Origin of the sequence: Streptomyces sp. NPDC019890, assembly GCF_044903445.1 — a bacterium.
Lineage (GTDB): Bacteria > Actinomycetota > Actinomycetes > Streptomycetales > Streptomycetaceae > Streptomyces.
Window position 1 is genome coordinate 1 of the sequence record NZ_JBJDQK010000021.1, and the last position, 26,004, is coordinate 26,004.

At 70.4% G+C, this 26,004-nt stretch carries 28 protein-coding genes; 13 read left to right on the forward strand and 15 right to left on the reverse strand.

Annotation, left to right across the window (positions count from 1 at the left end; genetic code table 11):
- Positions 1-136 precede the first annotated feature (136 nt).
- From ACI2LP_RS32080 to lnt, 3 genes are all read left to right on the forward strand, one after another.
- The gene (locus tag ACI2LP_RS32080) at positions 137-289 is read left to right on the forward strand and encodes a hypothetical protein (RefSeq protein WP_404728056.1); all 153 of its coding nucleotides are present in this window, start codon (positions 137-139) and stop codon (positions 287-289) included.
- Positions 290-340: 51 nt separating this feature from the next.
- The gene (locus tag ACI2LP_RS32085; RefSeq protein ID WP_404728057.1) at positions 341-799 is read left to right on the forward strand and encodes a nuclear transport factor 2 family protein; all 459 of its coding nucleotides are present in this window, start codon (positions 341-343) and stop codon (positions 797-799) included.
- A 185-nt stretch (positions 800-984) separates the two neighbouring features.
- Positions 985-2,631, forward strand: a complete 1,647-nt coding sequence (gene lnt, locus ACI2LP_RS32090; protein WP_404728058.1) for an apolipoprotein N-acyltransferase — start codon at positions 985-987, stop codon at positions 2,629-2,631.
- Here the strand turns inward: lnt and ACI2LP_RS32095 are convergent.
- Positions 2,555-3,460: a Gfo/Idh/MocA family protein gene (locus ACI2LP_RS32095; protein WP_404728059.1), complete on the reverse strand. Its 906-nt coding sequence runs from the start codon at positions 3,458-3,460 to the stop codon at positions 2,555-2,557. The two genes, lnt and ACI2LP_RS32095, sit on opposite strands and share 77 nt — an antisense overlap.
- 130 nt (positions 3,461-3,590) lie before the next feature.
- On the opposite strand from ACI2LP_RS32095, the gene ACI2LP_RS32100 reads away from it, so the two are divergent.
- Together ACI2LP_RS32100 and ACI2LP_RS32105 are read left to right on the forward strand one after the other, a co-directional pair.
- Complete coding sequence (locus ACI2LP_RS32100; RefSeq protein ID WP_404728060.1) at positions 3,591-4,109, forward strand: DinB family protein; 519 nt, start codon at positions 3,591-3,593, stop codon at positions 4,107-4,109.
- A 118-nt stretch (positions 4,110-4,227) separates the two neighbouring features.
- Entirely contained in the window at positions 4,228-4,629 is a 402-nt protein-coding gene (locus ACI2LP_RS32105; protein ID WP_404728061.1) for a hypothetical protein, read from the forward strand.
- Between the two features lie 2 nt (positions 4,630-4,631).
- Here the strand turns inward: ACI2LP_RS32105 and ACI2LP_RS32110 are convergent, their stop codons facing one another.
- The 7 genes from ACI2LP_RS32110 to ACI2LP_RS32140 form a co-directional block, all read right to left on the reverse strand.
- A complete protein-coding gene (locus ACI2LP_RS32110; RefSeq protein ID WP_404728062.1) occupies positions 4,632-5,102 on the reverse strand; it encodes a hypothetical protein in 471 nt (156 codons plus the stop codon).
- Positions 5,103-5,279: 177 nt separating this feature from the next.
- The gene (locus ACI2LP_RS32115) at positions 5,280-5,963 is read right to left on the reverse strand and encodes a uracil-DNA glycosylase (protein WP_404728063.1); all 684 of its coding nucleotides are present in this window, start codon (positions 5,961-5,963) and stop codon (positions 5,280-5,282) included.
- A gap of 86 nt (positions 5,964-6,049) precedes the next feature.
- Positions 6,050-7,630, reverse strand: a complete 1,581-nt coding sequence (locus ACI2LP_RS32120; RefSeq protein WP_404728064.1) for an ABC transporter substrate-binding protein — start codon at positions 7,628-7,630, stop codon at positions 6,050-6,052.
- 116 nt (positions 7,631-7,746) lie between these two features.
- Positions 7,747-8,508 carry an SDR family oxidoreductase gene (locus ACI2LP_RS32125; RefSeq protein ID WP_404728065.1) on the reverse strand — a complete coding sequence of 254 codons (762 nt, stop codon included), beginning with the start codon at positions 8,506-8,508 and terminating at the stop codon, positions 7,747-7,749.
- A gap of 16 nt (positions 8,509-8,524) precedes the next feature.
- The gene (fabG, locus tag ACI2LP_RS32130) at positions 8,525-9,286 is read right to left on the reverse strand and encodes a 3-oxoacyl-ACP reductase FabG (RefSeq protein WP_404728066.1); all 762 of its coding nucleotides are present in this window, start codon (positions 9,284-9,286) and stop codon (positions 8,525-8,527) included.
- Positions 9,287-9,427: 141 nt separating this feature from the next.
- The gene (locus ACI2LP_RS32135) at positions 9,428-9,811 is read right to left on the reverse strand and encodes a DUF3037 domain-containing protein (protein WP_404728067.1); all 384 of its coding nucleotides are present in this window, start codon (positions 9,809-9,811) and stop codon (positions 9,428-9,430) included.
- Positions 9,808-10,623, reverse strand: a complete 816-nt coding sequence (locus tag ACI2LP_RS32140) for a HipA family kinase (RefSeq protein ID WP_404728068.1) — start codon at positions 10,621-10,623, stop codon at positions 9,808-9,810. Before ACI2LP_RS32140 ends, ACI2LP_RS32135 begins: the two co-directional genes overlap by 4 nt.
- An 84-nt stretch (positions 10,624-10,707) precedes the next feature.
- On the opposite strand from ACI2LP_RS32140, the gene ACI2LP_RS32145 reads away from it, so the two are divergent.
- Both ACI2LP_RS32145 and ACI2LP_RS32150 read left to right on the forward strand, forming a co-directional pair.
- Complete coding sequence (locus tag ACI2LP_RS32145) at positions 10,708-12,846, forward strand: prolyl oligopeptidase family serine peptidase (RefSeq protein WP_404728069.1); 2,139 nt, start codon at positions 10,708-10,710, stop codon at positions 12,844-12,846.
- An 83-nt stretch (positions 12,847-12,929) separates the two neighbouring features.
- Positions 12,930-13,403: a Rieske (2Fe-2S) protein gene (locus ACI2LP_RS32150; RefSeq protein WP_404728070.1), complete on the forward strand. Its 474-nt coding sequence runs from the start codon at positions 12,930-12,932 to the stop codon at positions 13,401-13,403.
- On the opposite strand, the gene ACI2LP_RS32155 is transcribed toward ACI2LP_RS32150, so the two are convergent.
- Positions 13,390-14,040 carry an isochorismatase family protein gene (locus tag ACI2LP_RS32155; RefSeq protein WP_404728071.1) on the reverse strand — a complete coding sequence of 217 codons (651 nt, stop codon included), beginning with the start codon at positions 14,038-14,040 and terminating at the stop codon, positions 13,390-13,392. The two genes, ACI2LP_RS32150 and ACI2LP_RS32155, sit on opposite strands and share 14 nt — an antisense overlap.
- 125 nt (positions 14,041-14,165) lie before the next feature.
- Here ACI2LP_RS32155 and ACI2LP_RS32160 point away from each other — a divergent pair, with 125 nt between their 5' ends.
- On the forward strand, positions 14,166-14,633 hold the full coding sequence (locus ACI2LP_RS32160) for a pyridoxamine 5'-phosphate oxidase family protein (RefSeq protein ID WP_404728072.1): 468 nt from the start codon (positions 14,166-14,168) through the stop codon (positions 14,631-14,633).
- Positions 14,634-14,702: 69 nt separating this feature from the next.
- On the opposite strand, the gene ACI2LP_RS32165 is transcribed toward ACI2LP_RS32160, so the two are convergent.
- Positions 14,703-15,632, reverse strand: coding sequence for a LysR family transcriptional regulator (locus ACI2LP_RS32165; RefSeq protein ID WP_404728073.1), 930 nt, complete (start codon positions 15,630-15,632; stop codon positions 14,703-14,705).
- A gap of 74 nt (positions 15,633-15,706) precedes the next feature.
- Here ACI2LP_RS32165 and ACI2LP_RS32170 point away from each other — a divergent pair, with 74 nt between their 5' ends.
- Positions 15,707-16,690, forward strand: a complete 984-nt coding sequence (locus tag ACI2LP_RS32170; RefSeq protein WP_404728074.1) for a DMT family transporter — start codon at positions 15,707-15,709, stop codon at positions 16,688-16,690.
- Here ACI2LP_RS32170 and ACI2LP_RS32175 read toward each other — a convergent pair.
- Positions 16,681-18,012, reverse strand: coding sequence for an aminotransferase class I/II-fold pyridoxal phosphate-dependent enzyme (locus tag ACI2LP_RS32175; protein ID WP_404728075.1), 1,332 nt, complete (start codon positions 18,010-18,012; stop codon positions 16,681-16,683). The two genes, ACI2LP_RS32170 and ACI2LP_RS32175, sit on opposite strands and share 10 nt — an antisense overlap.
- 23 nt (positions 18,013-18,035) lie before the next feature.
- On the opposite strand from ACI2LP_RS32175, the gene ACI2LP_RS32180 reads away from it, so the two are divergent.
- A complete protein-coding gene (locus ACI2LP_RS32180) occupies positions 18,036-18,704 on the forward strand; it encodes a pyridoxamine 5'-phosphate oxidase family protein (protein ID WP_404728076.1) in 669 nt (222 codons plus the stop codon).
- A 78-nt stretch (positions 18,705-18,782) separates the two neighbouring features.
- On the opposite strand, the gene ACI2LP_RS32185 is transcribed toward ACI2LP_RS32180, so the two are convergent.
- Positions 18,783-19,742 carry a DMT family transporter gene (locus tag ACI2LP_RS32185; protein ID WP_404728077.1) on the reverse strand — a complete coding sequence of 320 codons (960 nt, stop codon included), beginning with the start codon at positions 19,740-19,742 and terminating at the stop codon, positions 18,783-18,785.
- A gap of 162 nt (positions 19,743-19,904) precedes the next feature.
- A complete protein-coding gene (locus ACI2LP_RS32190; protein WP_404728078.1) occupies positions 19,905-20,903 on the reverse strand; it encodes an EamA family transporter in 999 nt (332 codons plus the stop codon).
- A gap of 185 nt (positions 20,904-21,088) precedes the next feature.
- On the opposite strand from ACI2LP_RS32190, the gene ACI2LP_RS32195 reads away from it, so the two are divergent.
- Complete coding sequence (locus ACI2LP_RS32195) at positions 21,089-21,517, forward strand: SRPBCC family protein (RefSeq protein WP_404728079.1); 429 nt, start codon at positions 21,089-21,091, stop codon at positions 21,515-21,517.
- Positions 21,518-21,603: 86 nt separating this feature from the next.
- Here the strand turns inward: ACI2LP_RS32195 and ACI2LP_RS32200 are convergent, their stop codons facing one another.
- Positions 21,604-22,206 (reverse strand): PadR family transcriptional regulator, encoded by a 603-nt coding sequence (locus tag ACI2LP_RS32200; RefSeq protein WP_360883251.1) that lies wholly within the window; start codon positions 22,204-22,206, stop codon positions 21,604-21,606.
- A gap of 138 nt (positions 22,207-22,344) precedes the next feature.
- Between ACI2LP_RS32200 and ACI2LP_RS32205 the strand changes: the two genes are divergently transcribed.
- Positions 22,345-23,166 carry a PhzF family phenazine biosynthesis protein gene (locus tag ACI2LP_RS32205; protein ID WP_404728080.1) on the forward strand — a complete coding sequence of 274 codons (822 nt, stop codon included), beginning with the start codon at positions 22,345-22,347 and terminating at the stop codon, positions 23,164-23,166.
- Positions 23,167-23,237: 71 nt separating this feature from the next.
- Here the strand turns inward: ACI2LP_RS32205 and ACI2LP_RS32210 are convergent, their stop codons facing one another.
- Positions 23,238-24,017 carry a CPBP family intramembrane glutamic endopeptidase gene (locus ACI2LP_RS32210; RefSeq protein WP_404728081.1) on the reverse strand — a complete coding sequence of 260 codons (780 nt, stop codon included), beginning with the start codon at positions 24,015-24,017 and terminating at the stop codon, positions 23,238-23,240.
- A gap of 182 nt (positions 24,018-24,199) precedes the next feature.
- Between ACI2LP_RS32210 and ACI2LP_RS32215 the strand changes: the two genes are divergently transcribed.
- Positions 24,200-25,993: a substrate-binding domain-containing protein gene (locus tag ACI2LP_RS32215; protein WP_404728082.1), complete on the forward strand. Its 1,794-nt coding sequence runs from the start codon at positions 24,200-24,202 to the stop codon at positions 25,991-25,993.
- Positions 25,994-26,004: the final 11 nt, after the last annotated feature.

Here is a 26,004-nt window from a genome sequence, read left to right on the forward strand (position 1 = left end):
CAGACTCCGGGAGGCCGCCCCCGCTCTCGCCGAACACGGCGGGCCACAGGGACTGGCCGCAGGTCTGGACGCACTGCTCGGTCGCTTCACACAGGGTGCCTCCTGACCTCCTGACCTCGCCGTCGGAGGCGGTCACTTGACGGACCGACGGCTGCTGCGGGACGCCCGCGTCACCGCCGTGCTTGTCGGGGCGAGCAGCGATCGCCGACTGGAGCAGAACCTCGACGCGCCCGGCTTCACGGACACCGAACTGGCGGAGATCGACCGTTTGCTGACCCGTAGCGGGTGACTGGCGTGCACGGCTCTTGGCCTGACGCGCTCACTGCCCGAAACTGACCCGATGACGCAGCGCGTGGATCTCGCGACGGTGATGGACCGGCTGGCCATCGACGAGTTGGTCACCAGTTACGCGGTGGCGGTGGACGATGACGACTGGGGTGCGTACCGGGCGCTGTTCGCGAGTGGGGGTCGCGCGGACTACCGCAGCTCGGGCGGGATCGAGGGCCCGGCCGCCGAGGTCGCCGACTGGCTTGCGGAGACGATGCGGCTCTTTCCGGTACGCCAGCACCTGATCGTCAACCGGCGGCTGCACATCCAGGACCTGGGCGGCTACCCCGGCGACCGGGCCGAGGTGCAGGCGGACTATCTGAACCCGATGCGGCTGGAGTCGGGGGACGACTTCGTCTCGGGCGGCCGATACGCCTTCAGTTTGCTGCGCACGGACGCAGGCTGGCGGCTGCGCACGGTGGTGATTCACGAGAAGTGGCGTCGGCCCTCGGGCGCGCTCGACGGCAGCTGACGCGCGCGGCACGTTCCCCCGGCAAGGTCTGCGCGCGTAGCTGCGGGTGCACGGTCCGTCGCCGTAGCTACGGGTGCGCCGGCGTGGGCACAGCCCGGGGGCCCACTGTCGGTGCGAGGTCCCCTCACGCACACTGGAGGGGACACTGCTCGCTGGCCCTTCGAGGCAGGACGAGGAGGCGCTGCATGCGGATTCTGGCCGGCCGGCCGAAGCTGTGGGAGACGCGGGGGCGACGCGAGCGGTGGGAGCCCACACAGTGGGTGCGGTCCTCTCCACGGGGGCGGGGCGTGGCCGCGGTGGCGGCTGGTGCGCTGCCCGCACTCGCCTTTCCCGAGCCGTCGCTGTGGTGGTTCGCATATGTCGCCCTGGTGCCGTGGATGCTGCTCGTGCGGTCCGCGCCGACGGGCCGCCGGGCGGCGGTCGAGGGCTGGCTGGGCGGCATCGGCTTCATGATCGCCGTACATCACTGGCTGATCCCCAGTCTGCATGTGTTCATCGTGGTACTCGCCGCGCTGCTGGGGCTGCTGTGGGCGCCCTGGGGCTGGCTGGTCAGGGCCCAGCTTTCCGGGCTGCCGTCACCGCCGCGGGTCTTCGTGGCTCTCGCGGTGGTGCCGTCCGGCTGGCTGATGATCGAGCTGGTCCGGTCCTGGGAGGGCCTGGGCGGCCCCTGGGGTCTGCTGGGGGCGAGCCAGTGGGACTTCTCCCCCGCCCTGCGGGTCGCGTCGGTAGGTGGCGTATGGCTGGTGAGCCTGCTGGTGCTGGCGGTGAACACGGCGGTCACCGTGCTGGTGGCGATGCCGCATGCCCGTAAGGCGGCGGTGGGCGGCGGCGTCCTCTGTGCCCTGACCACCACAGCGGTCTGGATCTGGGTTCCGCAGCCCGAGCAGTCGGGCCGGGCGCGTATCGCGGTGGTGCAGCCGGGCGTCGTCGACGGCATGGACAGCGCCGAGCGCCGCTTCGACCGCGGCGAGCAGCTGACCCGCGAACTGGCCGGCAAGAATATCGATCTGGTGGTGTGGGGCGAGAGCAGCGTCGGCGCGGATCTGCGCGAGCGCCCCGACCTCGCGGCCCGTATCGCCGTGCTCTCACGCGCGGTGGGCGCCGAGGTGCTGGTCAATGTGGACGCCCGGCGCGAGGACGGTTCGGGCCGGGCCGGGATCTTCAAGAGCTCTGTCCTGGTGGGCCCGCAGGGTCCGACCGGCGACAGCTACGACAAGATGCGGCTGGTCCCCTTCGGCGAGTACATACCGGCCCGTTCGCTGCTGGGCTGGGCGACCTCGGTGGGCAAGGCTGCGGGCGAGGACCGGCTGCGCGGCACCCGCCCGGTGGTGATGGTGCTGCCCGGCGAAGGCGATGGCGGACTGCGGCTCGGGCCCCTGGTCTGCTTCGAGTCGGCGTTCCCCGACATGAGCCGGCGGCTGACCCGCGACGGCGCGCAGCTGCTGATCGCCCAGTCGGCGACCTCGTCGTTCCAGGGGAGTTGGGCGCCGGAGCAGCATGCCTCGCTGGCGGCGCTGCGGGCCGCCGAGAGCGGCCGGCCCATGGTGCATGCGACGCTCACCGGCGTCAGCGCGGTGTACGGGCCGGACGGTAGCCGGGTCGGCCGGGCGCTGGGCACCGACAGCAGTACCGCCGCCGTCTACGAGGTGCCGCTGGCCCGTGGCACGACGCTGTACGTCAGGTTCGGCGACTGGCCCGTGTACGGGGCGCTCGCCGTGCTGGCGGCGCTCTGCGCGGCCGAGGGCGCGCGCTTGTTCAGGCGGCCTGCTCCAGGGCTCGCAGCACCACCCGTTCGCACAGCTCGTGAGTCCTCAGCGCGTCCTGTGCGCTGAGGAACTTCCCGGCGCGCACGGCATCGACGAAGGTCAGCACGCACTGCTCGATGCCGCGCTGGCGGGCGACCGGCACCCAGTCGCCGCGCCGCCGCACGGTCGGCTGCCCCTTGTGGTCCAGGACCTCGGCGAGATTGCGGACCTCGCGCTTGGTGTCCTGCCCCGAGACCTCGAGGATCTCCTCGGTGGAGCCGCTCATCCGGTTCATCGTCCCGATGGCGGTGAAACCGTCGCCGGACAGCTGCAGCACGACATGGTGCATGAGGCCGTCGACGATCCGGGCCCGTACGTCGGTGTGGTCGACCGGTCCGGGGACGAGAAAGCGCAGGGTGTCTACGACATGGATGAAATCGTCGAGCACGAGCGTGCGCGGGTCCTCGGCGAGGCCGACGCGGTTCTTCTGCATCAGGATCAGCTCGCGCGGGTGCTCAAGGCACTGGGCGTAGCCGGGCGCGAAACGGCGGTTGAAGCCGACGGCGAGGCTGGTGCCGCGCTCCTCGGAGAGTCGCACCAGCCGCTCGGAGTCGGCCAGTTCGTACGCCAGTGGCTTGTCGACATACGTCGCCACACCCGCCTCGAGGAGTCGGCTGACGACCTCGGCGTGCACGGAGGTGGGGGCGTGGACGAAGGCCGCGTCCAGGTTCTGGGCCAGCAGCGAGTCGAGGTCGGCGTGGCACCGCTCGACCGGGATGTGATGGATCGCGGCGATCCTGGCCAGTGTTGCCGGTGTGCGGGTCTGCAAATGCAGCTCGACCCCCGGCACAGTGGTGAGGACAGGCAGGTAGGCCTTCTGCGCGATGTCGCCGAGCCCGATGCAGCCGACCTTCACAGGAGCCTCCCTAGCGCCGTGTCACTCGCCCGTGCTGTGCCTGGTCAGCATACGTGCGCCGGGGCGGCAGGCTGCTGCGCGGAATGCTCGCCGAATAAGCCCTGGCGGCGCTCCGCCCCCGTGTTCCAGGATGGCCGCCATGACCACATCCGAACGCACCGAACCCTCCACCACCGCGGGCGAGCGCGAGATGCTGGAGGGCTGGCTGGAGTACCACCGCGAGACCCTCGAGCTGAAGTGCGCGGAGCTGACCGACGAGCAGCTTCGCGAGTTGTCCGCGCCGCCTTCCGAGATATCGCTGCTCGGCCTCGTACGGCACATGGCGGAGGTGGAGCGGCACTGGTTCCGCAAGATCCTCGCCGGGGAGGACGTCGAGTGGCTCTACTCCAACGAGGACAGGGACGGGGACTGGCACTTCGGCGAGCAGGACACCTATGCCGAGGCGCATGCCGCCTGGCAGGCGGAGATCACCCGGGCGCGTGAACTGGCCGCGGCCCACGGACTCGACGACATCGGGGTGGGCAAGCACCGCGCGGGGAAGACCTTCAATCTGCGCTGGATCCTGACCCACATGATCGAGGAGTACGCACGCCACAACGGCCATGCCGACCTCGTCCGCGAGCGGATCGACGGAGCGAAGGGCCTCTGACGGTCACGTCGTCACCCGTGCGGGCCATTGTGTACCCGTATGACTGCCAACGGGCCGCACGCACACCAGAGTTGCGCGGGTGCACCGAACAAGAACCACTACGAAGGTCCTGGTAGGGATGGCCGCCTGGGCAGCCGCGGCCGGGTGTGTGACCGTGCAGGCACGGCCCGCACCCCCGGCGCCGCCTCCCAGCGGCCGCCCTGCCGAGGTCGTGGAGCCGCAGATCGTGCAGGGCCCGGCACACGAGGTTCTGGAACCTCCCGCCGTGGACGGGACCACCGCTCCCCCGCCGCAGCCCGCCGCCGAGCCTCTGACGCGCGAGCGGCCGGGGCCCCGGCCGGCGAAGCCGAGAGCCGCCGAGCGGCCCGCCCCGGCACCCCAGCCACCAACGCCCCCCGCGCAACCGGCGCCGGTCGTCGGGCCGGACATCTGCGCGCTGGGCGAGAGCTACGGTCACTGGCGTCCCGACAGCCCCGAGGCCCGGATCTGCCCGCAGGTCTACCCCAGGAACCGGAGTTGAGTTCACTCGCCCCGCAGGGTCCACTCCAGCCGGTCGATCGCGGCACGGATGCCGTCTCCGTATCCGTCGTCCCCCAGGGCATCCGTCGCCGCGCGCGCCCGGTCGAGGTGGATCCTCGCGGCCTGGGGGCGCTGCAGCTTCACATAGTCGGCGGCGAGATTGAGATGGAGAGAGGGATAGAAGGCCCGCACGGCGAGCGCCGCCCGGTGCTGGTCCAGCCGCTCCTGGCTCAGCCCGTCCGCCGCGGCGAGCGCCCGCAGATCCCAGGCGAGCTCATCGCCGGGATCGTCCTGGGTGTCCGCCAGGTAGTGCGCGAGTGTGCAGCGATGGAGCGGATCGCCCGCCTCGCCGATCTCCGACCAGAGAGCGCCGAAGCGATTGCGGGCCTCCTCGCGGTCACCGCCGTGCAGCAGCATGATCGCCTGCCCGATCCGGGTCGTCACGGCGTCCTCCGACGCCTCCTGCTGCTCCATAACTGCGGTCTCCCACGTCCGAGCGGCGCACAGCGGTCCGCGGCGTCAGCCGCTGATGTCGACGCCACGGAACACGACGCTATCCGCCGCCTCCGACAATGCCGCACAGGCTCGGGCAGCGGCCCGAGCCTGTCAGCCGGGTGCGCGAACGCTCGACCGGGGACTCGGCCGGCGTCCTCAGCCGAGGTCGGGGATGCGCCAGTCGATGGGCTCGTGCCCCTGGGCCGCGACCGCCTCGTTGATCTGCGTGAAGGGGTGCGAGCCGAAGAACTTCTTCGCCGAGAGCGGCGAGGGGTGCGCGCCCTTCACGACCACATGCCGCGTCTCGTCGATCAGGGGCAGCTTCTTCTGCGCGTAGTTGCCCCACAGGACGAACACCGCCGGGTCGGGCCGCGAGGCCACGGCGCTGATCACCGCGTCCGTCACCTTCTCCCACCCCTTGCCCTTGTGGGAGTTGGCCTCGCCCGCCCGCACCGTCAGCACCGCGTTGAGCAGCAGCACACCCTGCTTCGCCCACGGCATCAGATAGCCGTTGTCCGGGATCGGGTGGCCGAGCTCGGCCTGCATCTCCTTGTAGATGTTCCGCAGGGACGGCGGGGTCTTGACGCCTGGCCGCACGGAGAAGCAGAGGCCGTGCCCCTGCCCCTCTCCGTGGTACGGGTCCTGGCCGAGAATGAGGACCTTCACCTGCTCGTACGGCGTGGCGTCGAGCGCGGCGAAGACCTCCTCGCGCGGCGGGTAGACCGGCCCCTTGGCCCGCTCCTCCTCGACGAACTCGGTGAGCTCCTTGAAGTAGGGCTTCTGCAGCTCTTCGCCGAGGACGCCGCGCCAGGACTCGGGCAGCATGTCGGTGTCGGTCACGTCAACAACCTCCGGAATGGGACCAGTTCTCGAGAAGAGAACCTACCGGCGGGCACTGACAATCGGACTGCCGGCCGGCCTTCCGGCTACCAGCTGGCCTTCCGGTAGAGCTCCCACATCTGCATGACGGTCTGCGGGTCGAGGGCGAGTTCGCCGCCGCCGATCTCCTCACTGGAGGCGACGTACAGCTTGCCCTGCCACAGTGGCAGCAGCCGTACATCGTCGACGAGGATCTCCTGCGCCCGCTCGAACTGCTTGGTGACCGCTCCGCGGTCGCTCTCGCGCCGGGACGCGGGCAGCAGCGTGTCGGTGATCTCGGGGCTGTCGTACGGAATGTTGAGCACGTTCTTCTGGCCGACGAACGGCGCCACGAAGTTGTCCGGGTCCGGGAAGTCGGGGAACCAGCCGCGGCCGAAGACGGGGTACTCGCCGGCCTTGTAGCCCTTCTGGAAGTCCTTCTCGGGCCGGCCCTGCACCGTGATCTCGAACAGCCCGGAGGCGTCGAGCTGACGCTTGATCTCGGCGAACTCGGGCGTGGAGGCGGAGCCGTAACGGTCGGAGGAGTACCAGAACGTCAGCGCCACCGGCTTGCTTATGCCCGCCCCCCTGAGGATCTTGCGCGCCTTGGTCACGTTCGGCTCGCCGTACCGGTCGAAGAACTCGGTGGTGTGGCCGGAAATGCCCTTGGGGACCATGGAGTACAGCGGCTCGGCCGTACCCTGGTAGACCTTGCCCACCAGCGCGCCGCGGTCGATGACCTGGGCGATCGCGCGCCGCACGGCGAGCCTGCCCGCCATGGGGTCCTTGGTGTTGAAGACGAGGTAGCGGATGTCGGCGCCGACCGTCTCGACGAGCTGGAGACCGTCGTACTCGGGCTTCTTCGACTGGAAGTTCACGACCTCCTGCGCGGTCAGACCACGGTAGATCGCGTCGATCTGCTTCTTCTTCAGGGCGTCGACCATCGTGTCGGAATCCCCGAAGTAACGGATGGTGACGGCCTTGTTCTTGCGCTTCGCGAACCCCTGGTACTTGGAGTTCTCAACGAGCACAGCCTGCTTGCCCTTGTCGTACGAATCCAGGACATAGGGGCCCGAACCGGTCAGCTTGCCGTCCTCGCGGAGCTTGTCCGACGGGTACTCCTTCGGCGGGACGAGGGACATGGCGGGCGTGGCCAGGATGAACGGGAACGTGGCGTCCGGCGCCTTGAGGCTGAACTTCACAATGCGGTCGCCGGACGTCTGGACCGTGTCGAGAGAGCCGAGCAGACCGTTGGGGCCACCCTTCACATCGATCTTCTGGATCCGCTCGATGGAGTGCTTGACCGCCGCGGCATCGAGCTTGTCGCCGTTGGAGAAGGTCAGCCCCGGCTTCAGTTCGCATTCGAAGAGCTTGTTGCCGGCGTCCGTGAACCGGCAGGACTTCGCGGCGTCGGGCTGCGGCGCGGTGCTGCCGGACGGGAAGCTCAGCAGCGTCTGGAAAACATTCCGCATCAATTCCCACGAGCCGTCCCAGGCAGCGGCCGGATCGAGAGTCGTGGGTTCGCTCATCGTACCGACCGAAATCTTCTGCTCACCCTGGGTGTCCTCGTCCGAGAACACGCCACATCCGGCCAGCAGAGATATGGACGCTAGGGCTGCAGCGGCCTGCAGACTGGTCCGGTAGAACACGTGCACGCTCCTCGTTCAGCCATGGGTCGGCCGACCATACCGCAGCGCCCTGCCGGGGCAATATGGAGGCCCGGCAGGGCACTTGACACATTTAGGAACAAAACGCCCCAGGGTGCTCAATGCACTCCGGCATTGAGGAAGATACCCCCATCAACGACCAGCGTCTGCCCCGTGATCCAGTCCGATTGGTCGGAGGTGAGAAAAGCGGCTGCTCCACCGATGTCCTCGGGTACGCCGAGCCTGCCCAGCGGATAGGCCGAGGCCGCCTCGGCCTCCCGGCCCTCGTACAGCGCCTGGGCGAATTTGGTCTTGATCACCGCGGGGGCGATCGCGTTGACCCGGACGACCGGCGCGAACTCGTGCGCCAGCTGCAGGGTCAGATTGACCATGGCCGCCTTGCTCATGCCGTAGGCGCCGATGAAGGGCGAGGGGGCGATACCGGCGACGGAGGCGATGTTCACGATCGCGCCGCCGTTCTCCTTCTGCCAGGCCTTCCAGGTCTGCTGGGCGAAGCCGAGCGCCGAGATCACATTGGTCTCGTAGACCTTGCGCGCCACGTTCAGGTCGAGCTCGGCCATCGGGCCGAAGACCGGGTTGGTGCCGGCGTTGTTGATCAGGAAGTCGACCCGGCCGAACGCCTCCATGGTGCGCGCCACGGCCGCCGCCTGGTGGGCCTCGTCGTGGGCCTTGCCCGCGACGCCGATCACCCGGTCCGCGCCGAGCACCTCGACGGCCTCCTTGAGGGCGTCCTCACCGCGGCCGGTGATGCACACCCGGTCGCCGCGAGCGACGAGCGCCTCCGCGATGCCGTAGCCGATGCCCCGGCTCGCGCCCGTGACCAGCGCGACCTTCCCGCTGTCCTGTACTTCTGCAGTCATGTCCGTCGTCTCCCGACTAGTTGAGCGGTCCGCCGGCCACGTACATGACCTGGCCGGAGACAAAGCCGGCCGCGTCGCCCGTGAAGAAGGCGATGGCGTTGGCGATGTCCTCGGGGTACCCGACGCGCTGGACCGGGATCTGGGTGGCGGCCGCGGCCTGGAACTCCTCGAAGCCCATGCCGACACGGGCGGCCGTCTGACCCGTCATCTCGGTGACGATGAAGCCGGGGGCGACGGCGTTGGCGGTGATGCCGAACTTGCCGAGCTCCTTGGCGAGGGTCTTGGTGAAGCCCTGCAGACCGGCCTTGACGGCGGAGTAGTTGGCCTGGCCACGGTTGCCGAGGGCGGAGCTGGAGGAGAGCGAGACGATACGGCCGAATCCAGCGTCCACCATGTGCTTCTGACAGGCCTTGGCCATCAGGAACGCGCCCTTGAGGTGCACGTTCATCACGGTGTCCCAGTCGGACTCGCTCATCTTGAAGAGCAGGTTGTCGCGCAGCACGCCCGCGTTGTTGACGAGGATCGTCGGAGCGCCGAGCTCGGCGGCGACGCGCGCGACCGCGGCCTCCACCTGGGCGCTGTCGGACACGTCGCAGCCGACGGCGATGGCCTTGCCGCCGGCCGCGGTGATCTTCTCGACGGTGTCCTTGCAGGCCGCCTCGTCGAGGTCGAGTACGGCTACGGCGCGGCCCTCGGCCGCCAGCCGCAGAGCGGTGGCGGCGCCAATGCCGCGGGCCGCCCCGGTCACGACAGCGACACGCTGCTCGGTGGTGGACATGCTGGTTCTCCTCGCCCTTGGATGCGGCTCACCCCGTAAGTCCCACGTCCGGGGGTGAGCGACCGCTTAGTACCTTCAGCAGACGAGACGCTAGAAGCCCTGGCACCCGGTGTCAACGGCCCACCGGGTGCCCCCGGTCACTTACTTCACCAGCAGCGCGAGCAACCGCTCCACCTCGGCCGCCGGATCGGCCGTGAGACCGGTGTGCACCGGACCCGGCTGTACGACTGTCGAGCGCGGCGCGATCAGCCACCGGAAGCGGCGGCCGGCGTCGTCGCGCGCCGCCTGCCCGGCGTCCTCGCCGCCGCGGCAGACACCCTCGACGGCCCGCAGCGCGGCCCGTACACCTGTCACATCGGCGCGCGGGTCCAGCGCCTTGAGCTTCGTCTCGTCCAGATGCGTACGGGCGGCGACAAAGGACTTGGCGCGGCAGTAGACCACCACGCCGGCGTTGAAGCACTCGCCGCGCTCGACGCGCGGCACCACGCGCAGCAGCGCGTACTCGAAGACATCGCGCTCGCTCACTTGGCGCCGCCCTTTCCGGACAGCCAGCCGGGGGCCCCCGAGCGCCTGTCCTTGGTGGGCGCGCCGAGCGTGATGCGCGTGTGGATGTCGGCCGCACGCGGCAGCAGGGCCTCGACATAGGCGCGGCGCACGGCGTCGGTGTTCGCGAAGCCCGGCTCGTCGACCAGCCACTCGTCGGGGACGTCGGCGGCGACCTCGGTCAGCAACTCCTCGGTGACCAGCGGCGCGAGCTCGGCGGCTGCGGCCGCGATGTCCGGCCCGAAGGGAGCCAGCGCGTGGTCCGAGGCGTCGTACGGCTTGGCGGCGGAGGCCGCGGCCCCCGGCCAGTTGTGGTGCCAGATCATGGTGGCCCCGTGGTCGATGAGCCACAGGTCGCCGTGCCACACCAGCATGTTGGGGTTGCGCCAGGAGCGGTCGACATTGTTGATCAGTGCGTCGAACCAGACGACCTTTCCGGCCTCGGCCGGGTCCACCTCGTAGGCGAGCGGGTCGAAGCCGATCGAACCGGGCAGGAAGTCCATCCCGAGGTTCAGCCCGCCGCTCGCCTTCAGCAGCTCCTGCACCTCCTGGTCGGGCTCGGCGAGACCGATGACCGGGTCGAGCTGGATGGTGACCAGCTCGGGCACCCGCAGCCCGAGCCGCCGCGCGAGCTCTCCGCAGATGACTTCGGCGACCAGGGTCTTGCGGCCCTGTCCCGCACCGGTGAACTTCATGACGTACGTACCGAGATCGTCGGCCTCGACGATGCCCGGGAGCGAGCCGCCTTCACGCAAGGGCGTGACATAGCGGGTCGCTGTGACTTCGGAGAGCATTGCCCCACAGTACTTCGGGGCAGGTCTCGTGATCGCTCGGATTTTGGCTTGTCAGGACTTGCCCGGGCATGACAAGGATCCCCCATGGATGCCCAGGGATTTCCTCGTCAGTCAGCCCGCACCAGGCGCTTCTCGCTCGGTGTCCCCCAGCACTTGACGGTCTCGCCGGACGGCGCGCGCGTGCTGTTCGTACGGACCACGAGCGGCACGGACGCGGTGAGCCGGCTGTGGCTGTACGAACAGGGCACGGAGCGGATGCTCGCCGATCCGGCGTCGCTGGGCGGCGAGAAGGACGTGCCCGCGGCGGAGCAAATCCGCCGGGAGCGCGCCCGGCAGACGTCCTCGGGAGTGGTGTCGTACGCGACCGACGGCCAGGCGCTGATGGTGGCCTTCGCGCTGGGCGGCGAGCTCTGGACCGTGCGGACGGACGGCGGCGCCCCGCGCAGGATCGCGACCGCGGGCCCGGTCGTCGACCCCCGTCCGTCGCCGGACGGGGCCTCGATCGCGTACGTCACCGGGGGCGCACTCCGTGTCGTACGGACCGACGGCACGAACGACCGGCTGCTGGCCGCGCCGGAGGGGCCCGAGGTGACCTACGGTCTCTCCGACCATGTGTCCGCGGAGTCGATCGGGCGGGCGCGCGGCCACTGGTGGTCGCCGGACGGGGACGCGCTGCTGGTCGCGCGGGTGGACAACTCGCCGGTGCAGCGCTGGTACCTCGCCGACCCGGCGAATCCGGCGAAGCCACCGAGGTCCATGCCGTATCCGGCGGCGGGGACGGCGAACGCGGACGTGTCGATGCACCTCGTGCGGATCGACGGCGAGCGAAGCGGGACGGGCGTCCCGCCGTCCGGAGGCTGGAGCCGTGTGGCGGTCGAGATCCCCGCGGTGGCGAGCGAGCACCACGTCGCCGAGTGGACCGATCCCGCCTTCGAGTACGTCACGGCGGCGTCCTGGGACAGCCACGGCCCGCTGATCTCGGTGCAGACCCGCGACCAGCGCTCCGAGTACGTCCTGGCCGTGGACCCCACGACCGGAGCGACACAGTTGCTGCGGCACGCCCGCGACCGGGCGTGGGTGGCCCTGGTGCCGGGCACCCCGCTGCGACTCCCGTCGGGCGCGCCCGTCATCCCCTGGTGCCGCAAGGACACGCAGGGTCTGCGCATCGGAAACCGCTTCACCCCGGCCGGACTCGAAGTGCACGAGGTGCTCGCAGCCATGGGCGAAAGGGTCTTCTTCACGGCGAGCGAGGAGCCGACCGAGATCCATGTCTGGTCCCACCACCCCGCCACCGGCTTCGTCCGCATCAGTGAAGGTCCCGGTGTCCACACCGCCTCCGTGGGCGGCGACACCATGGTCTTGGACAGCTCGACGGACGACGGCCGGACGGTGACCGTGCTGCACGACGGCAAGCCGGCCGGGCAGATCGCCGTGCTCGCCGAGGAGCCGCTGGTCACTCCCCGGCCTCGCTTCCTCTCCCTGGGCAAGCGTGAGCTGCGCGGCCAGCTCTTCCTCCCGTCGTGGTACGAGCCCGGCTCCGGCAGGCTGCCGGTGCTCCTCAGCCCGTATTCGGGCCCCGCCACCCAACTCGTGGTGCGGGCGCGCGGCTGGTGGTCGGCCGTCTCGCAGTGGTTCGCCGAGCAGGGGTTCGCCGTACTCGTGACGGACGGCCGCGGCACCCCCGGGCGGGGCCGGGCCTGGGCGAAGGCGATCCATGGCGACCGGCTGACGCCAGTACTCCAGGACCAGATCGACGCGCTGCACGCGGCGGCCGAGCGCCGTCCGGAGCTCGATCTGGACGCGGTGGCGATCCGCGGCTGGTCGTACGGGGGCTATCTCGCTGCGGGCGCGGTGCTGCACCACCCGGAGGTCTTCCACGCGGCGATCGCGGGCGCCGCGCCCACCGACCGGCGGCTGTACGACACCCACTGGGAGGAGCGATTCCTCGGCCACCCGGACGTCCTGCCGGAGAACTACGAACGCAGTTCGCTCGTCCCGCACGCACACAAGCTCTCCCGTCCGCTGCTGCTGGTGCACGGCGTGGCCGACGACAATGTGGTCCTCGCCCATATGCTGCGTTTCTCCGCCGCGCTGCTGGCCGCGGGCCGTCCGCACAGTGTGCTGCCGCTCTCCGGGGCCACGCATCTGGTCACCCAGCCGGACCAGGCCAGCAATCTCCTGCTCCACGAGGTCCGCTTTCTTAAGAATTCCCTGAGGACGTGAACTCTTCGCTCCGCCATCGCGTACAACACCAGGAACCGGCCGCTGGAGGGCCGGCCAGGGACCGTGAGAGCAAGGGAGCCAGCATGACCGGATCGCAGGGACCGTCGCGGACCGTCACGCGCCGCACCGTCGTCGCCGCGGTGGGCGGAGCCAGTGTGGCTGCCGTGGCCCTGACCGCATGCGGCAGCTCGGACGACGGCGGGCAGTCGGTGGCCGACAAACCGGCCGACAAGTCGGCCGGCGGAACGGACGGTGGAACGGACAGCGGCGCCGCGGGCAAGGAGCTCGCCAAGACCGCGGACATCCCCGAGGGCGGCGGCAAGGTCGTCGGCGATGTGGTGGTCACACAGCCGAGGGCGGGCGAGTTCAAGGCGTTCTCGTCCAAGTGCACCCACCAGGGCTGCGCGGTCAAGGGCATCTCGGACGGCGTCATCAACTGCCCGTGTCACAACAGCCAGTTCAGCGTGGAGGACGGCAGCGTCAAGAAGGGGCCCGCGACATCTCCGCTGCCGCCCGCCTCGATCACTGTCGACGGCGGCTCGATCAGGCTCGCGTAGTACGGCGGGGCCGTTTCCAGGCGGCCAGCACATCGTCGGTGGTGGCGATCGTGGCCACCAGGGCGAGCGTGTTGCGGACCATCGCGGGGGTGTAGTCGGCGGGCACCCCCGCGATGGCGTCATGCGGAACCACCGCCGTATAGCCGAGGTTGACGGCGTCGAAGACGGCGTTGGGTATGGCGACGTTCGCCGAGACCCCGGTGATGACGAGAGTGCGGCAGCCCAGGTTGCGCAGCACCGCGTCGACGTCCGTGCCGGCGATGGGCGACAGACCGTGCAGCCGCCGTACGACGATGTCCTCGTCCGCGACCTCGATCGGTGGCGCGATCCGTACGGCCGTCGTGCCGGAGAGCTGCTGGACGGGCAGCCGGGCGGCCGCCGTGAAGAGGCGGGCATTGAGGTTGGCGCCGCGTCCGTCGGGACGCCGCTCGGCCACCGCGTGCATGACCTGCACATCCGCCTCGTGAGCGGCCGCGACCAGCCGGGCGACCTTGTGGAGCGCGCCGGATGACCGTGCCTGCGCGGCGAGTTCGGGCAGTGCGCTGTCCTTGCCGACAACGCCTTGCTGGCACTCGACGGTGAGCAGCACCGTGGTGGCCGGGTCGAGCTGCGCCGCGAGCTGTTCGAAGGACGGCACGACGTCCCCTCTCTTCAGGAAGCACGGGCGAAGCGCCGGGCGCGTGACGGTAACCGCCATTGCGCGATGACGGAAGAGCCCCCATGATTCCTGACACACAGTCAGCTTCACTGAGGGGGCCGCGTATGGCCGTCACACAGCGCCGGGGCCGTCGCATCATGATGACGCCCGCCGAGCTGGACGAATTCCTGACCCGGCAGCGAACCTGCCGCGTGGCCACCGTCTCCCCGGACGGCCGCCCGCATGTCAGCGCGCTGTGGTTCGCGTGGGACGGGACGTCACTGTGGCTGTACTCGATCACGCGCAGCCGCCGCTGGGCTCAGCTGCGGCAGGATCCACGGCTGGCGGTGGTGATCGACGCCGGGGAGGAGTACGGCGACCTGCGCGGCGTCGAGCTCTCCGGCGCGGCGGTGTTCGTGGGCGAGTCACCACGCACGGGGGAGCCGTGCCCGGAACTGGACGTGCCGGAGGCCCTGTTCGCACGGAAGAACTTCGGCCTGGACGAGATGCCCCACGACGGCAGACATGCGTGGCTACGGCTGACGCCGGACGCGATTGCGTCGTGGGACTTCAGAAAACTGGCGTCCCTGTGACGTGCCGCCTCCACGGACGTCCGAATGTCCGGCCGCGTTCCCTGCCCGTCCTGTGACAGCCATGTGGGTTCAGGCGGTCCGACCGTGCGGCGGAGACGCCCCCTCCCTCCCCGCCGCCCGGCGCAGCGCCGCTACCGATGCCCTGATCGACGGGCGGCGGTCGGCGTCCGTCCGCCACACCGCGTAGATGTGCCTGCGCATCAGCTGTCGTACGGGTACGAGCCGCACCCCGTCGGGCACCCACCCCCGTCCCAGCCTGGGTGTGACGCACACGCCGAGCCCCGCCTCGATGAGCGCCAGCTGTGTGTGGTGCTCCTCCGCCATGTGCGCGATCCGGGGCTCGAAGCCCTTCGAGCGCAGCGTGAACATGAGCCACTCGTAACAGAATTCGCCTTCCGGCCAGGACACCCAGTCGTCGTCGGCGAACTCCTCCAGATCCACCTCCGCCCGGCCCGCCAGCGGATGATCCGCCGGCATGGCTACATCGGGGATGTCGTCGAGCAGATGGGCCTGCGCGAGCCCGCCGGGCACGGGCAGCTTCTTGTTGCTCCAGTCGAGTACGACGGCAAGGTCGAGGCCGCCCCTGATCACTTCCCTGATCGCCTGCTCTGGTTCCAACTCGCGTGAGCGGACGCGCAGTTCGGGGTGGTCGTCGCGCAAGGACGTCAGTGCCGCGGGCAGCAGTCCGCGGGCGGCCGTCGGGAAGGCTCCGATCCTGACCTCGCCGACGACCTGCCCACGCTGTGCCTCGATGTCCGACTGGGCGAGCTCGACCTGGGACAGGATGCGCGCGGCATGGTCGGCGAGCAGCTGACCGGCGTCGGTGAGCCGGACCCCGCGTCCGTTCTTCGCCAGCAGCTGCTGGCCCACCTCCCGCTCCAGCTTCGCCATCTGCTGGGAGACGGCCGAGGTCGTCACATGCAGCCCGTCGGCCGCCCCGCTGACCGAGCCGTGGCGGGCCAGCGCGTCCAGTGTCCGCAGGCGCTCCAGATTCAACATGTAAGCGATACTAAGCGAACGGAGCAAATAATTCTCGCTTGTCCTACGAGATTGGAGCGGCCAGGGTAGACGGCATGAGCACCGTCGCCCCGTCCCGGGCCTCCTCCTCGGCCGCCACCTCCCCCACCGCCCCGCCCGCCGACTCCGTACGCCGTCGCCTCGACTGGCGCATCCGTTTCGCGCTGCTCTCCACGGTGTGGGGCTTCAGCTTTCTGCTCATCAAGGTCGGCACCGGTGGCTTCGCCCCCTTTCAGGTCACCTTCGGGCGGCTCTTCTTCGGGACAGCGGTGCTCGCCGTCGCGATGGTGGTGCGGCGCGACCGGCTGCCGCGCGGGATCCGCACCTGGATGCATCTCGCCGTGGCCGCGTTTCTGCTCAACGCGCTGCCGTTCTCGCTGTTCGCCTACTCCGAGCTGACGATCCCGTCCACGCTCGCCGGCATCTGCAACGCCACCTCGCCGCTGTGGGGCATGGTCCTGTCCCTGGTCGCGCTCTCCGAGGACCGGCCCACCCGCCGCCGGGTCGCCGGACTCGGCATCGGCTTTCTCGGCGTGCTGACCGTGCTCGGCGCCTGGCAGGGCTTCTCCGGACTCGACTTCGGCGGCACGGCGATGGCGCTGCTCGCCTCGCTGAGCTATCCGGTCGGCTGGATCTATGTCCGTCGCACCCTGGCCGGCAGCAGCCACTCGCATCTCTCACTGACGGGGGCGCAGCTGCTGCTCGCCACGGTCCAACTTGCCGTGGTCACACCGCTGTTCACCACCCTGCCGACGTCGTTCCCGCTGCTTCCGCTGCTGGCGGTACTCGCGCTCGGCACGCTGGGTACGGGCTTCGCGCTCCTCATGCAGTACGGCCTGGTCGCCGAGGTCGGCCCGACGACCGCGCAGATGGTCACGTACTTCATCCCGGTCATCGCCACGGCGGCGGGTGTCGCGGTCCTGGGCGAGCAGCTGGGCTGGAACACCCCGGTGGGCGCGCTGATCGTCCTGGCGGGCGCGGCCCTGACCCAGAGCAGGCCGAAGGCGCCGGCCGTCGCTGCCGCTGCCGCTCAGCCGTAGCTGCGCGCGGGCCCCGGGCCGGCCGCGGCCGCCACCGCGTCGGCGACCGGCCCGATGTCGTCCATCGACAGGTCCGAGACGGTGAGCCGGACGCCCGGGGGCGCGGACATCCGGAACCGTGCCCCGGGCGCGACGGCAAACCCTGCGTGCAGCAGCCGCGCCACGGCGCCGGTCTCGTCGGGGACGGGCACCCAGACGTTCATGCCGCTGCGGCCGTGCGCCTCGATGCCGCGCTCGGCCAGTGCCCGTACGAGCGCGTCGCGCCGTTCTCCGTACGAGCGCGCGACCGCCGGCGGATCCACCGCGCCCGAGGTCCACAGCTGGACGACCGCGCGCTGCAGCAGCCTGCTGACCCAGCCGGGACCGAGCCGCTGCCGTCCCAGGACGCGGTCGACGGTGACGGCGTCACCGGTCAGTACGGCGACACGCAGATCGGGGCCGTACGCCTTGGCGGTGGAGCGTACGAGCGCCCAGCTGTCCGTGACCCCGGCGAGGGGGTGCAGCGGCAGATCGACGATGGCGTGTCCGTGGTCGTCCTCGATGAGCAAGGTCCGGGGGAATCTGGCGAGCACGGCCCGCAGTTCACGCGCGCGTGCCTGGCTCACGGCGGCGCCGGTGGGGTTCTGCGCCCGGTCGGTGACGATGAGCGCGCGGGCGCCGGCCGCGAGCGCCCTTTCCACCTCGCTCGCCAGCGGCCCGTCGTCGTCGAGCGCCACGGGAACGGGCTTCAGCCCCAGCGCCGGCACCAGGTCCAGCAGGCTGCCCCAGCCGGGGTCCTCGACGGCGACCATGTCACCGGGTTTGAGGTGCGCGGCGAGCACGCGCTCGATCGCGTCCAGCGATCCGGAGGTGACGGCGACCGGCCCGTCGGGCACGCCGTCGGCGTCCATTCCGGCGCGGGCGAGCCGGGCGAAGTCCGCGTCGACGGGAACCTGTCCGTACAGACCGGGTTCCTGCGCATTGCGCCGCGCCGCGGCGGCGAGCGCGTCGTACAGCGGCGGCAGCAGCCTGGGGTCGGGATTCCCCTCACCCAGGTCCCGTACGCCGGGCGGGGCGTCGACCCGGATGGTCCCGCGCGCGGTACTGGCCGGCCGCGGACGCACCCGGCTGCCCTTGCGTCCGGCGGTCTCGATCACTCCACGCTCGCGCAGGGTCCGGTACGCGGACGCGACGGTGTTCGGATTGACCCCCAGATCTGTCGCCAACTCCCGCATGGGGGGCAGCAGTTGACCCGGTTCCAGCTCACCGGCGCCGACCGCGCGCTCGACGCTGGCGGCAATCTCCGATGCGCGACGCCCCACGATCCGATACTCTCCTAGCACAAACAAGATTATGCACTAGTGCAATGGAGTACGCAATGCCGGACGCTTACGAGCCGACCGAACGCACCGTCCCCACGCGTGCGAAGGAACGCGCCGCGTACGACCGCGAGCTGGTCCACTCCATACTGGACGAGGCGTACGTCTGCCACCTCGGCTTCGTCCGCGACGGCGCGCCGGTCGTCCTGCCGACGCTGTTCGCCCGCGTCGACGACAACCTGTACGTCCACGGCTCGACGGGCTCCCGCCCCCTGCGCATGGCGGCCGAACCGGACCCGGGCCTCGCGGTCTGCCTGACGGTCACCCACGTCGACGGCCTGGTCCTGGCGCGCTCGGCCTTCCACCACTCACTCAACTACCGCTCGGTCGTGGTCCACGGCACGGCTCACCAGGTCACCGACCCGGCCGAAAAGCGCACGGCTCTCGACGCCCTGGTGGACCACGTGGTCCCGGGCCGCTCCCGCGACTCCCGCCCCGCCAACGCAAAGGAGCTCGCGGCGACGGCGGTCCTGCGCCTGAACCTCACGGAGGTCTCGGCCAAGCTCCGCACGGGCGGGCCGAACGACGACCCCGAGGACGCGACGCTCCCGTTCTGGACGGGAGTGGTCCCGCTGACGACCCAGCAGGGAACCCCGATCCCTGCGCTTGACCTGGACGCGTCGATTGCGGTCCCGGACTACCTGCGGGCCGGCTGAGGCGACCAGCCGGCGGAGCAGGGAGGGCAGCGGGTGCGGGACAAGCCCGCCACAGGCGACCTTGCCCCGCACACCCCACTACCTGCGCGTCTCCGCCGAGGCCAGTCCCCCGACCGCCCCCAGCAACAGCAAGGTCCCCCCGACCGTCGCCCCGGTCACCCGCTCTCCCAGCGCCGTCACCGCGATCACCGCCGCGCTCACCGGCTCGAGAAGCATGATCACCGAGACCGTCGCGGCCCGCACCACCGCCGCTCCCGCGAAGTACAGCGCGTACGCCAACGCCGTCGGCACCGCCGCCACATACGCCAGCAGCCAGACCACACGCCCCAGTTCCGCCGTGTGCGGCAGCAGCCCTTCGCCGATGGCCATCGGCAGCAGTCCCACCGCGCCGATTGCGAACGCCCACGCCGTCGTGGCGAGCGAATCGCCACCGCCGTCCCGCCCCAGCCACCGCGTCAGCAGCGTGATCGCCGCGTACCCGGCCGCCGAGAGCAGGGCGAACGCGACGCCGAGCGGCCGTACCGTCCCGCCCTCGCCGCCCAGTACGAGGACGAAGAGACCGGCCAGCGCCCCGGTGACGGCGACCATGCCGCCACGCCCGAGCCGCTCGCCCATGGTCAGCCGCGCGCCGACCGCAATGAGGACCGGCCCCGCGCCCAGCGTGACGACCGTGCCCACCGCAAGCCCGGTCGCCTGGACGGCAGCGAAGTACGCGCTCTGGAAGAGGGTGAGCCCGACGCCCGTAGCGAGAATCCGCAGCAGCCGACGGCGCCGCGGCTCGGCGGACAAGGCCCCGAGGGACACAGCCCCACCGGCGGCCCCCTTACGCCGCGCCCGCACCGCCAGCGCACCCAGCAGCAGCACAAGTCCCCCGGCGCAGCGCCAGAAGGACAGCGCGAGAGGGCCGAGATCGCTCGCCTCGAAGACCAGCGAGGCAGCCGCGCCCGCGGTCCCCCACGCGACTCCGGCGAAGATCAGACAGATGAGGCTCCGCCCGACGGACACACCGACGGCAGGAGCGCAGGAATGATTCGACACGTGACTTCTCCGTGTGAAGAACGGGATGGATGATCGCTCGGCTCCGTCACGCGGGCAGCGACGAACCGCTCGGGAACACCCCGAGCCCGGTCTTCGTCAGAGAAGGGCCGCCCGCGCTAAGCGGCAGGCGGCGGAAGTACGGTCAAATGCATGATCGCCACCCTAAGGTGCGGCTTGCGGTGCCGACAACTCTCCCTCGGGGGCCGCACCCTCATACGCAGCGGGCCCGCCCGACGCCACCGGCCCCGACGCCGCCTTCGGCGCCTGTGACTGCGCGATGAACGCCCCCACCAGCACCACCGCACCGCCCAGAATCTGCGGGGCCGACAGGTGCTCCCGCAGCAGCACCCACGCCAGCACCGTCGCGATCACCGCCTCCAGGCACGCGACCACACCCGCCACCTGCGGCGAGAGCCTGCGCACCGAGACGACTCCGGTGACATACGCGAGCACCGTGGCGATCAGCACGATCCAGCCGAGCAGCAGCGCGGCCGGCACCTGGGTGCCGCCCATGTCCGCGCTCCCGGCGAGCAGCGAGAAGTCCATGCCCCACGGCCGCGCCACCAGCGTCAGCACCACCGCGCCGATGAGGAGTCCGTACGCGATCACGCCGAGCGGATCTGCTGCGTCGTCGCCGTCACCGCCGTGGTCGGACAGCACGAAGTAGCCGACCTGGCAGCACGCCGCGGCGAGCGCGAGCAGCACGCCGAGGGCGTCGAAGCCGAGCCCCGACCACACCTCGACGACGCATGCGAGACCGGCGACCGCGAGTACCACTCCGAGGGCCGCGGCACGGGTGACCGGCCTGCGCTGCACAAAGCGGACCCAGCCGAGTACCAGCGCGGGCGCGAGATATTCGATGAGCAACGCGACGCCGACGGGGATGCGGGAGATGGCCGCGAAGTAGCAGGCCTGTACGCCCGCGACGGCGAGCAGTCCGAAGCCGGCGAGCAGCGCGGGCCTGCGCAGTACCAGGTCACGGTGGCGCCAGGCCACGGGCAGCATGACGAGCGCCGAGCCCGCCACACGCAGCCAGACCACCTGCAGCGGGTCGAGACCCGCCTCGATCAGCGGCTTGGCCGCCACCCCTGACCCACCGAATGCGAAGGCCGAGCCCAGGGCGAGTCCCAGGCCGGCGCTCCTTCCCTGAGACGCGTGCATCGGCACATCATGTCAGCGCCAGTCAGGACCGTCACCCCCGTGACACATGTCAAAACAACGCGGCCACGTACAAGAGGAACCGCGCCGGAGTCCTCCACCGAGCCTGACTGTTCATCAGTATTGAATGTTCGCGCAGGCACGGCTACGTTCCGCGACACCGAGACCCGACATGAAGGGGTGGTCGTATGGCCGAAGTCAGTGCCGAGGCCCGTATCGAGGCGCCGGCCGAGACGGTCTGGGCCCGGCTGACGGACTTCACCAGCTACGGCCAGTGGAACGCCACCCACACCAGCTTCCCCAACGGCGGACCGGCGACGTTGGAGCTGGGAGCCACCTACGAGGAGAACATGAAGCTCATGGGCTTCCCCGCCGAAGTGGCCTGGACCGTGGACGAGTTCGAGTCGGGCCGGGTGCTCGGGATCAAGGGCAAGGGACCGATGGGCGTCAGCGTCGGCAACCGCTACACCCTCACCCCGGACGGGAACGGCACGAAGGTGCGCATCGACGGGGAGTTCACCGGTGCCGCCGTGTCACTGATGGCCGGAAAGCTCAAGGACTCGGCGACCGCCGCGCTCAATGAGTCGCTGCGCAAGCTGGGCGGACTCGTCGCCTGACACCGGAGATACGAGGAAGGGCCCCGCGCGGCTGCACGGGGCCCTTCTCGCGCACGACTCAGCGTTCGCCGACCGTGTTCGCCGGCTCAGTGTTCGTCGGCGAGGATCAGATAGAGCTTCTTACGGGCTTCGTTGATCACGGCGACGGCCTTCTGCCGCTGCTCGGCGCTGCCGGTCTTCCAGACCTGGCCGAAGGCTTCCATCAGACCGAAACCGGCCTGCCGGATCTCATTGACCGTGTCCCAGTCGACTCCGCGCCCGGCCTCTTCCCACGGGGCCTCGGGCCCCGATTCGGCCTCGGTGCGCCCGGAGTCGGTGAGCGTGAACAGCTTCTTGCCGCCCTCGCTCGCACTGGTTATCAGACCTTCGTCCTCGAGCAGCTGGAGCGTCGGGTAGACCGAGCCCGGGCTGGGCCGCCAGGCCCCTCCGCTGCGCTCGCCGATCTCCTGGATCATCTCGTAACCGTGCATCGGGCGGTCCTTCAGCAGCGCCAGGATCGAGGCGCGCACATCACCGCGCCGCGCCCTTCCCCGACCGCCGCCACGACCGCGTCCGCCACCAAAGGGCCCGCCGAACGGCGGCCCGAACGGACCGAATGCCCCCCGGCGCCCTTCGAAGTCGCCCCGACCCTGATGGCCGGGTCCGCAGTGCCCATGACCGTGCTCATGCCCCTGTCCATGTGAACGCATCGCTACGCTCCTTCCATCGTTGATCTGTCGCGATGCGTCAACGATATATCGGAACCTGTCGCCTGACAACACCCAATCGGTCCAGCGACCCCGGATTGGCCTTGGCCTGCGGCTTTGCGCCACCCCTACGGTCGCTCCATGCGGATTCGAATCGTCGACGCCTTCACCGACCGTCCCTTCAGCGGCAACCCCGCCGGAGTCCTGCTGCTGGACTCCGACCACTTTCCTGACGACTCCTGGCTCCAGCACGTGGCGACGGAGGTGAACCACGCGGAGACGGCCTTCGCCCACCCGCTCCCCGCCGGCGGCGCGGCGGACTGGGCGCTGCGCTGGTTCACCCCCGCCACCGAGGTCGACATGTGCGGCCACGCCACGCTGGCCACCGCCCATGTCCTGCACACCACCGGCACCGCGAGCGGCACGGTGCGCTTCACCGCACGCTGCGGCATCCTGACCGCCACCGCCCACGAGGACGGCACGGTCACCCTCGACTTCCCGACCTCGCCGCTGACGAAGGTGGAGATCCCGGACGGCATCAGCGAGGCGCTGGGCGCCGACGTGCTCTCGGCGCACGACACCGGACCGCACATCGGCGATCTACTGGTCGAGCTCGCCGACGAGAAGGCCGTACGAGAGCTGACTCCGGACATCCGCGCTCTCGTGGACCACTCCGAGCGCGGCATCATCGCCACGGCCGCCGCCGACGATCCGGCCGCGGGCCACGACTTCGTATCGCGCTGCTTCTTCCCCCGGGTCGGCATCGACGAGGACTCGGTCACCGGCAGCGCACACACGGCTCTCGCGCCGTTCTGGTCGGCTCGCCTCGGCCGCTCCGAACTGACCGGCCTGCAGGCCTCCGCCCGCTCCGGCCTGGTCCGCACCTCCTTGCAGGGCGAACGCACCCTGCTGACCGGTCACGCCGTCACCGTCATCGACGGCGAGCTGCTGACCGCACCCTGATCCGCACACACCAAGGGGCGTACGGCAGCTGCCGTACGCCCCTTCAGCAAGCCCCCTGCAGCGCGCCCCGCTCATGGCGTGGGCAGCCACTCCACCTTCCCGGCCAGCAGCGCGTAGCCGACGAAAGCCACGATGTCGAGCAGTGCATGTGCGGCCACCAGCGGCCCCACCCGCCCCCACCGCCGGTAGAGCAGCACAAAGACCGCGCCCATCACCATGTTGCCGATGAATCCGCCGATGCCCTGGTAGAGGTGGTACGAACCGCGCAGTACCGAGCTCGCCACCAGCGCCGCCATCGGCGTCCAGCCCAACTGCCCCAGCCTGCGCAGCAGATAGCCGACGACGATCACTTCCTCCACCACGGAGTTCTGTAGCGCCGAGAGGATCAGCACGGGGTACTTCCACCACACCTCGGGCAGTGCCTCCGGCACCACGGTGAGGTTGAACCCGGAAGCGCGCGCCACCAGGTAGAACGCGAGCCCGGCGCCGCCGATGCCTGCCGCGACCAGCGCTCCACGCCCCAGATCACTCCATGGCCGGCTCCGGTCGAAACCGATCGACCGCAGCCCCACGCCCTCCCGCAGCAGCAGATGCGCAACGAGCAGGACAGGCACCAGGGCCGTCGCGATGTCGAACAGCTGCCAGGCGAGATCGAGCCAGGGCCGCCCGGGGGCGTACGACCCGTTCAGCGTCGCCGCCTGTTGCTTGAGCCCGCCCGGTTTCGTCAGCGACCCCACAAAGCTGATCAGCGCCGACACTGCGCTCGCACCGAGCGAGAGCGCGAGTACGAGCAGTGTCTCGGATCGCAAGATCCTTCGTGACATGCCCTCTTGGGGAAGAGAATCGGCCACGCGTCCCGCCTCCGCCTGCACACCTGCCTCCAGTTGAGTAATCCCGCCTCATCCCCATCCTCGCCCCGCTAGGGTCTCGAATGCAGGTGCGAAGATCGCACGCGACAGGCCGGGGGACCAGCGTCATCGTGATGACGCGGTCCCTTTTTCCTTGTTCATCGTTCAAGGAGGGGCACCACCGCATGGGACGTCACAGCTTGCCCGACGACGAGGCGCCGGACGGCAGCAGGTCCGGTCCTCGTGTGCGCCGCCGCACGGTCGCCGTCGCCGCGATGCTCGTACTCGCCGTGGCTGCGGGGACGGGCGTCGCAGCGCAGAGCGGCCTCCTGTCCTTCGCGAAGACCTGCGAGGGCTCGGCCGTACACCTGGACCTCGTCGCCTCCCCCGACATCGCCCCCTCCGTGCGCGAGACAGCCGACCGTGCCCGCAAGGAGCAGATCACCTCCGACGGGCAGTGCATGGACATCCGGGTCACCGCCCGCGAGAACCACCAGGTCGCGCAGGAGCTCGCCGAAGGCCGCGTCAAGCCCGACTACGAGCTGTGGCTGCCCGACTCCGGCCTCTGGGCCGAGCGGGTCAAGGCACTCGGGGACGGAGTGCCCCTGACGCCGGCCGGCAATGTCGCGCTCTCCCCCGTTGTCCTGGCCACGTCGCATTCGGCGGGTACGACGCTCGGCTGGCCGGAGAAGACATACACCTGGGCACAGTTGGCAGCGGTCGGCGGGGCGCAGGGCACCGTGCGCCTCGGCTCCGCCGACCCCGCGCGCAGCGCGACCGGGCTGCTGGCGCTCGCGAGCATCTCCCAGTCCGTGGCGAAGGAGGGCGGCCCGGACGCCGACACCAAGGTCGCGGCCACCGCCAAACTGCTCTCGCAGCGGGTCTCCGCGGCGGACTCGCAGGTCGTGCGCACCCTCGCGCCGGACGCCCCCTCGAACGGCGGCTCCCGGCGCAACCAGGCCGCGTTCCTCTCCGAGCAGGCCGCCTTCGCGTACAACTCCGACGCCGACGGCGCGCGCAACCTCGAGCTCTTCTATCCCGAGGACGGCACACCGCAGCTGGATTATCCGTACAACCTGGTCGACGAGAGCGAGCTGAGCACCGACGAGGGGCGGGCCGCCACACGCTTCCTGGTGCTGCTGGGCGAGCCGGAGTCCCAGCAGACTCTTGCGTCGCACGGCTTCCGCCTGGCCGGCGAAAAGGCCGCGGAGAAGCTCGTACTCACGGCGGGCGGCCGCGACCCGCAGCCGTACGCCAACCAGGCCGGCGCCGGGGCCCCGTCGTCGGATGCCCTCCAGGAGACGCTGGGTATGTGGACCATCACCGTGCAGAGCGCACGGCTGACCACGGTCGTCGATGTCTCGGGCTCGATGCAGTCGCCGGTGCCGGGCCGTGAACCGGAGAGCCGGCTCGATGTCACCAAGGCCTCGCTGCTCCAGGCGCTCGACCAGTTCACGCCCGAGGACGAGATCGGATTGTGGGAGTTCGCCACCGGCCTCGACGGTGCGCACGACTACCGCAAGCTGGTGGCGACGGCCCGGCTCGGCGCCCCGGTGCAGGACGGCGGCACCCAGCGGGCACGGCTCGCCAAGGCCTTCACGGCGCTCGCTCCCGTGCCGAACGGTGCGACCGGTCTGTACGACACCACGCTGGCGGCCTACAAGGAGGCCCGGGAGACCTATGTGAAGGGCAAGTTCAACGCCCTGGTCATCCTCACCGACGGCTCCAACCAGGACCAGTTCAGCATCTCCCGCAGTGCGCTGATCTCCCGGCTCAAGGCGCTCTCCGACACGGAGCGCCCGGTGCCGCTGATCGCCATCGCGGTCGGGCCCGACGCCGACCGGGAAGAGGTCGACCAGATCGCCAGGGCGACGGGCGGCGCGGGCTACCAGGTCAGCGACCCCGCAGACATCCAGGCAGTGATCCTGAAGGCGATCACGGCGGTCGGGCAGACAGGAGAGCCCTCCTCTCAGAACTGAGTCTCAGAACG

What these genes read in the sequence shown, in the direction of transcription:
- ACI2LP_RS32085 (WP_404728057.1), top strand. Translation starts at nt 341, where the DNA reads ATGACGCAGCGCGTGGATCTCGCGACGGTGATGGACCGGCTGGCCATC.
- lnt (WP_404728058.1), top strand. Translation starts at nt 985, where the DNA reads ATGCGGATTCTGGCCGGCCGGCCGAAGCTGTGGGAGACGCGGGGGCGA.
- ACI2LP_RS32100 (WP_404728060.1), top strand. Translation starts at nt 3,591, where the DNA reads ATGGCCGCCATGACCACATCCGAACGCACCGAACCCTCCACCACCGCG.
- ACI2LP_RS32105 (WP_404728061.1), top strand. Translation starts at nt 4,228, where the DNA reads ATGGCCGCCTGGGCAGCCGCGGCCGGGTGTGTGACCGTGCAGGCACGG.
- ACI2LP_RS32110 (WP_404728062.1), bottom strand. Translation starts at nt 5,102, where the DNA reads ATGGAGCAGCAGGAGGCGTCGGAGGACGCCGTGACGACCCGGATCGGG.
- ACI2LP_RS32125 (WP_404728065.1), bottom strand. Translation starts at nt 8,508, where the DNA reads ATGACTGCAGAAGTACAGGACAGCGGGAAGGTCGCGCTGGTCACGGGC.
- fabG (WP_404728066.1), bottom strand. Translation starts at nt 9,286, where the DNA reads ATGTCCACCACCGAGCAGCGTGTCGCTGTCGTGACCGGGGCGGCCCGC.
- ACI2LP_RS32140 (WP_404728068.1), bottom strand. Translation starts at nt 10,623, where the DNA reads ATGCTCTCCGAAGTCACAGCGACCCGCTATGTCACGCCCTTGCGTGAA.
- ACI2LP_RS32145 (WP_404728069.1), top strand. Translation starts at nt 10,708, where the DNA reads ATGGATGCCCAGGGATTTCCTCGTCAGTCAGCCCGCACCAGGCGCTTC.
- ACI2LP_RS32150 (WP_404728070.1), top strand. Translation starts at nt 12,930, where the DNA reads ATGACCGGATCGCAGGGACCGTCGCGGACCGTCACGCGCCGCACCGTC.
- ACI2LP_RS32160 (WP_404728072.1), top strand. Translation starts at nt 14,166, where the DNA reads ATGGCCGTCACACAGCGCCGGGGCCGTCGCATCATGATGACGCCCGCC.
- ACI2LP_RS32165 (WP_404728073.1), bottom strand. Translation starts at nt 15,632, where the DNA reads ATGTTGAATCTGGAGCGCCTGCGGACACTGGACGCGCTGGCCCGCCAC.
- ACI2LP_RS32170 (WP_404728074.1), top strand. Translation starts at nt 15,707, where the DNA reads ATGAGCACCGTCGCCCCGTCCCGGGCCTCCTCCTCGGCCGCCACCTCC.
- ACI2LP_RS32180 (WP_404728076.1), top strand. Translation starts at nt 18,036, where the DNA reads ATGGAGTACGCAATGCCGGACGCTTACGAGCCGACCGAACGCACCGTC.
- ACI2LP_RS32190 (WP_404728078.1), bottom strand. Translation starts at nt 20,903, where the DNA reads ATGCACGCGTCTCAGGGAAGGAGCGCCGGCCTGGGACTCGCCCTGGGC.
- ACI2LP_RS32195 (WP_404728079.1), top strand. Translation starts at nt 21,089, where the DNA reads ATGGCCGAAGTCAGTGCCGAGGCCCGTATCGAGGCGCCGGCCGAGACG.
- ACI2LP_RS32200 (WP_360883251.1), bottom strand. Translation starts at nt 22,206, where the DNA reads ATGCGTTCACATGGACAGGGGCATGAGCACGGTCATGGGCACTGCGGA.
- ACI2LP_RS32205 (WP_404728080.1), top strand. Translation starts at nt 22,345, where the DNA reads ATGCGGATTCGAATCGTCGACGCCTTCACCGACCGTCCCTTCAGCGGC.
- ACI2LP_RS32215 (WP_404728082.1), top strand. Translation starts at nt 24,200, where the DNA reads ATGGGACGTCACAGCTTGCCCGACGACGAGGCGCCGGACGGCAGCAGG.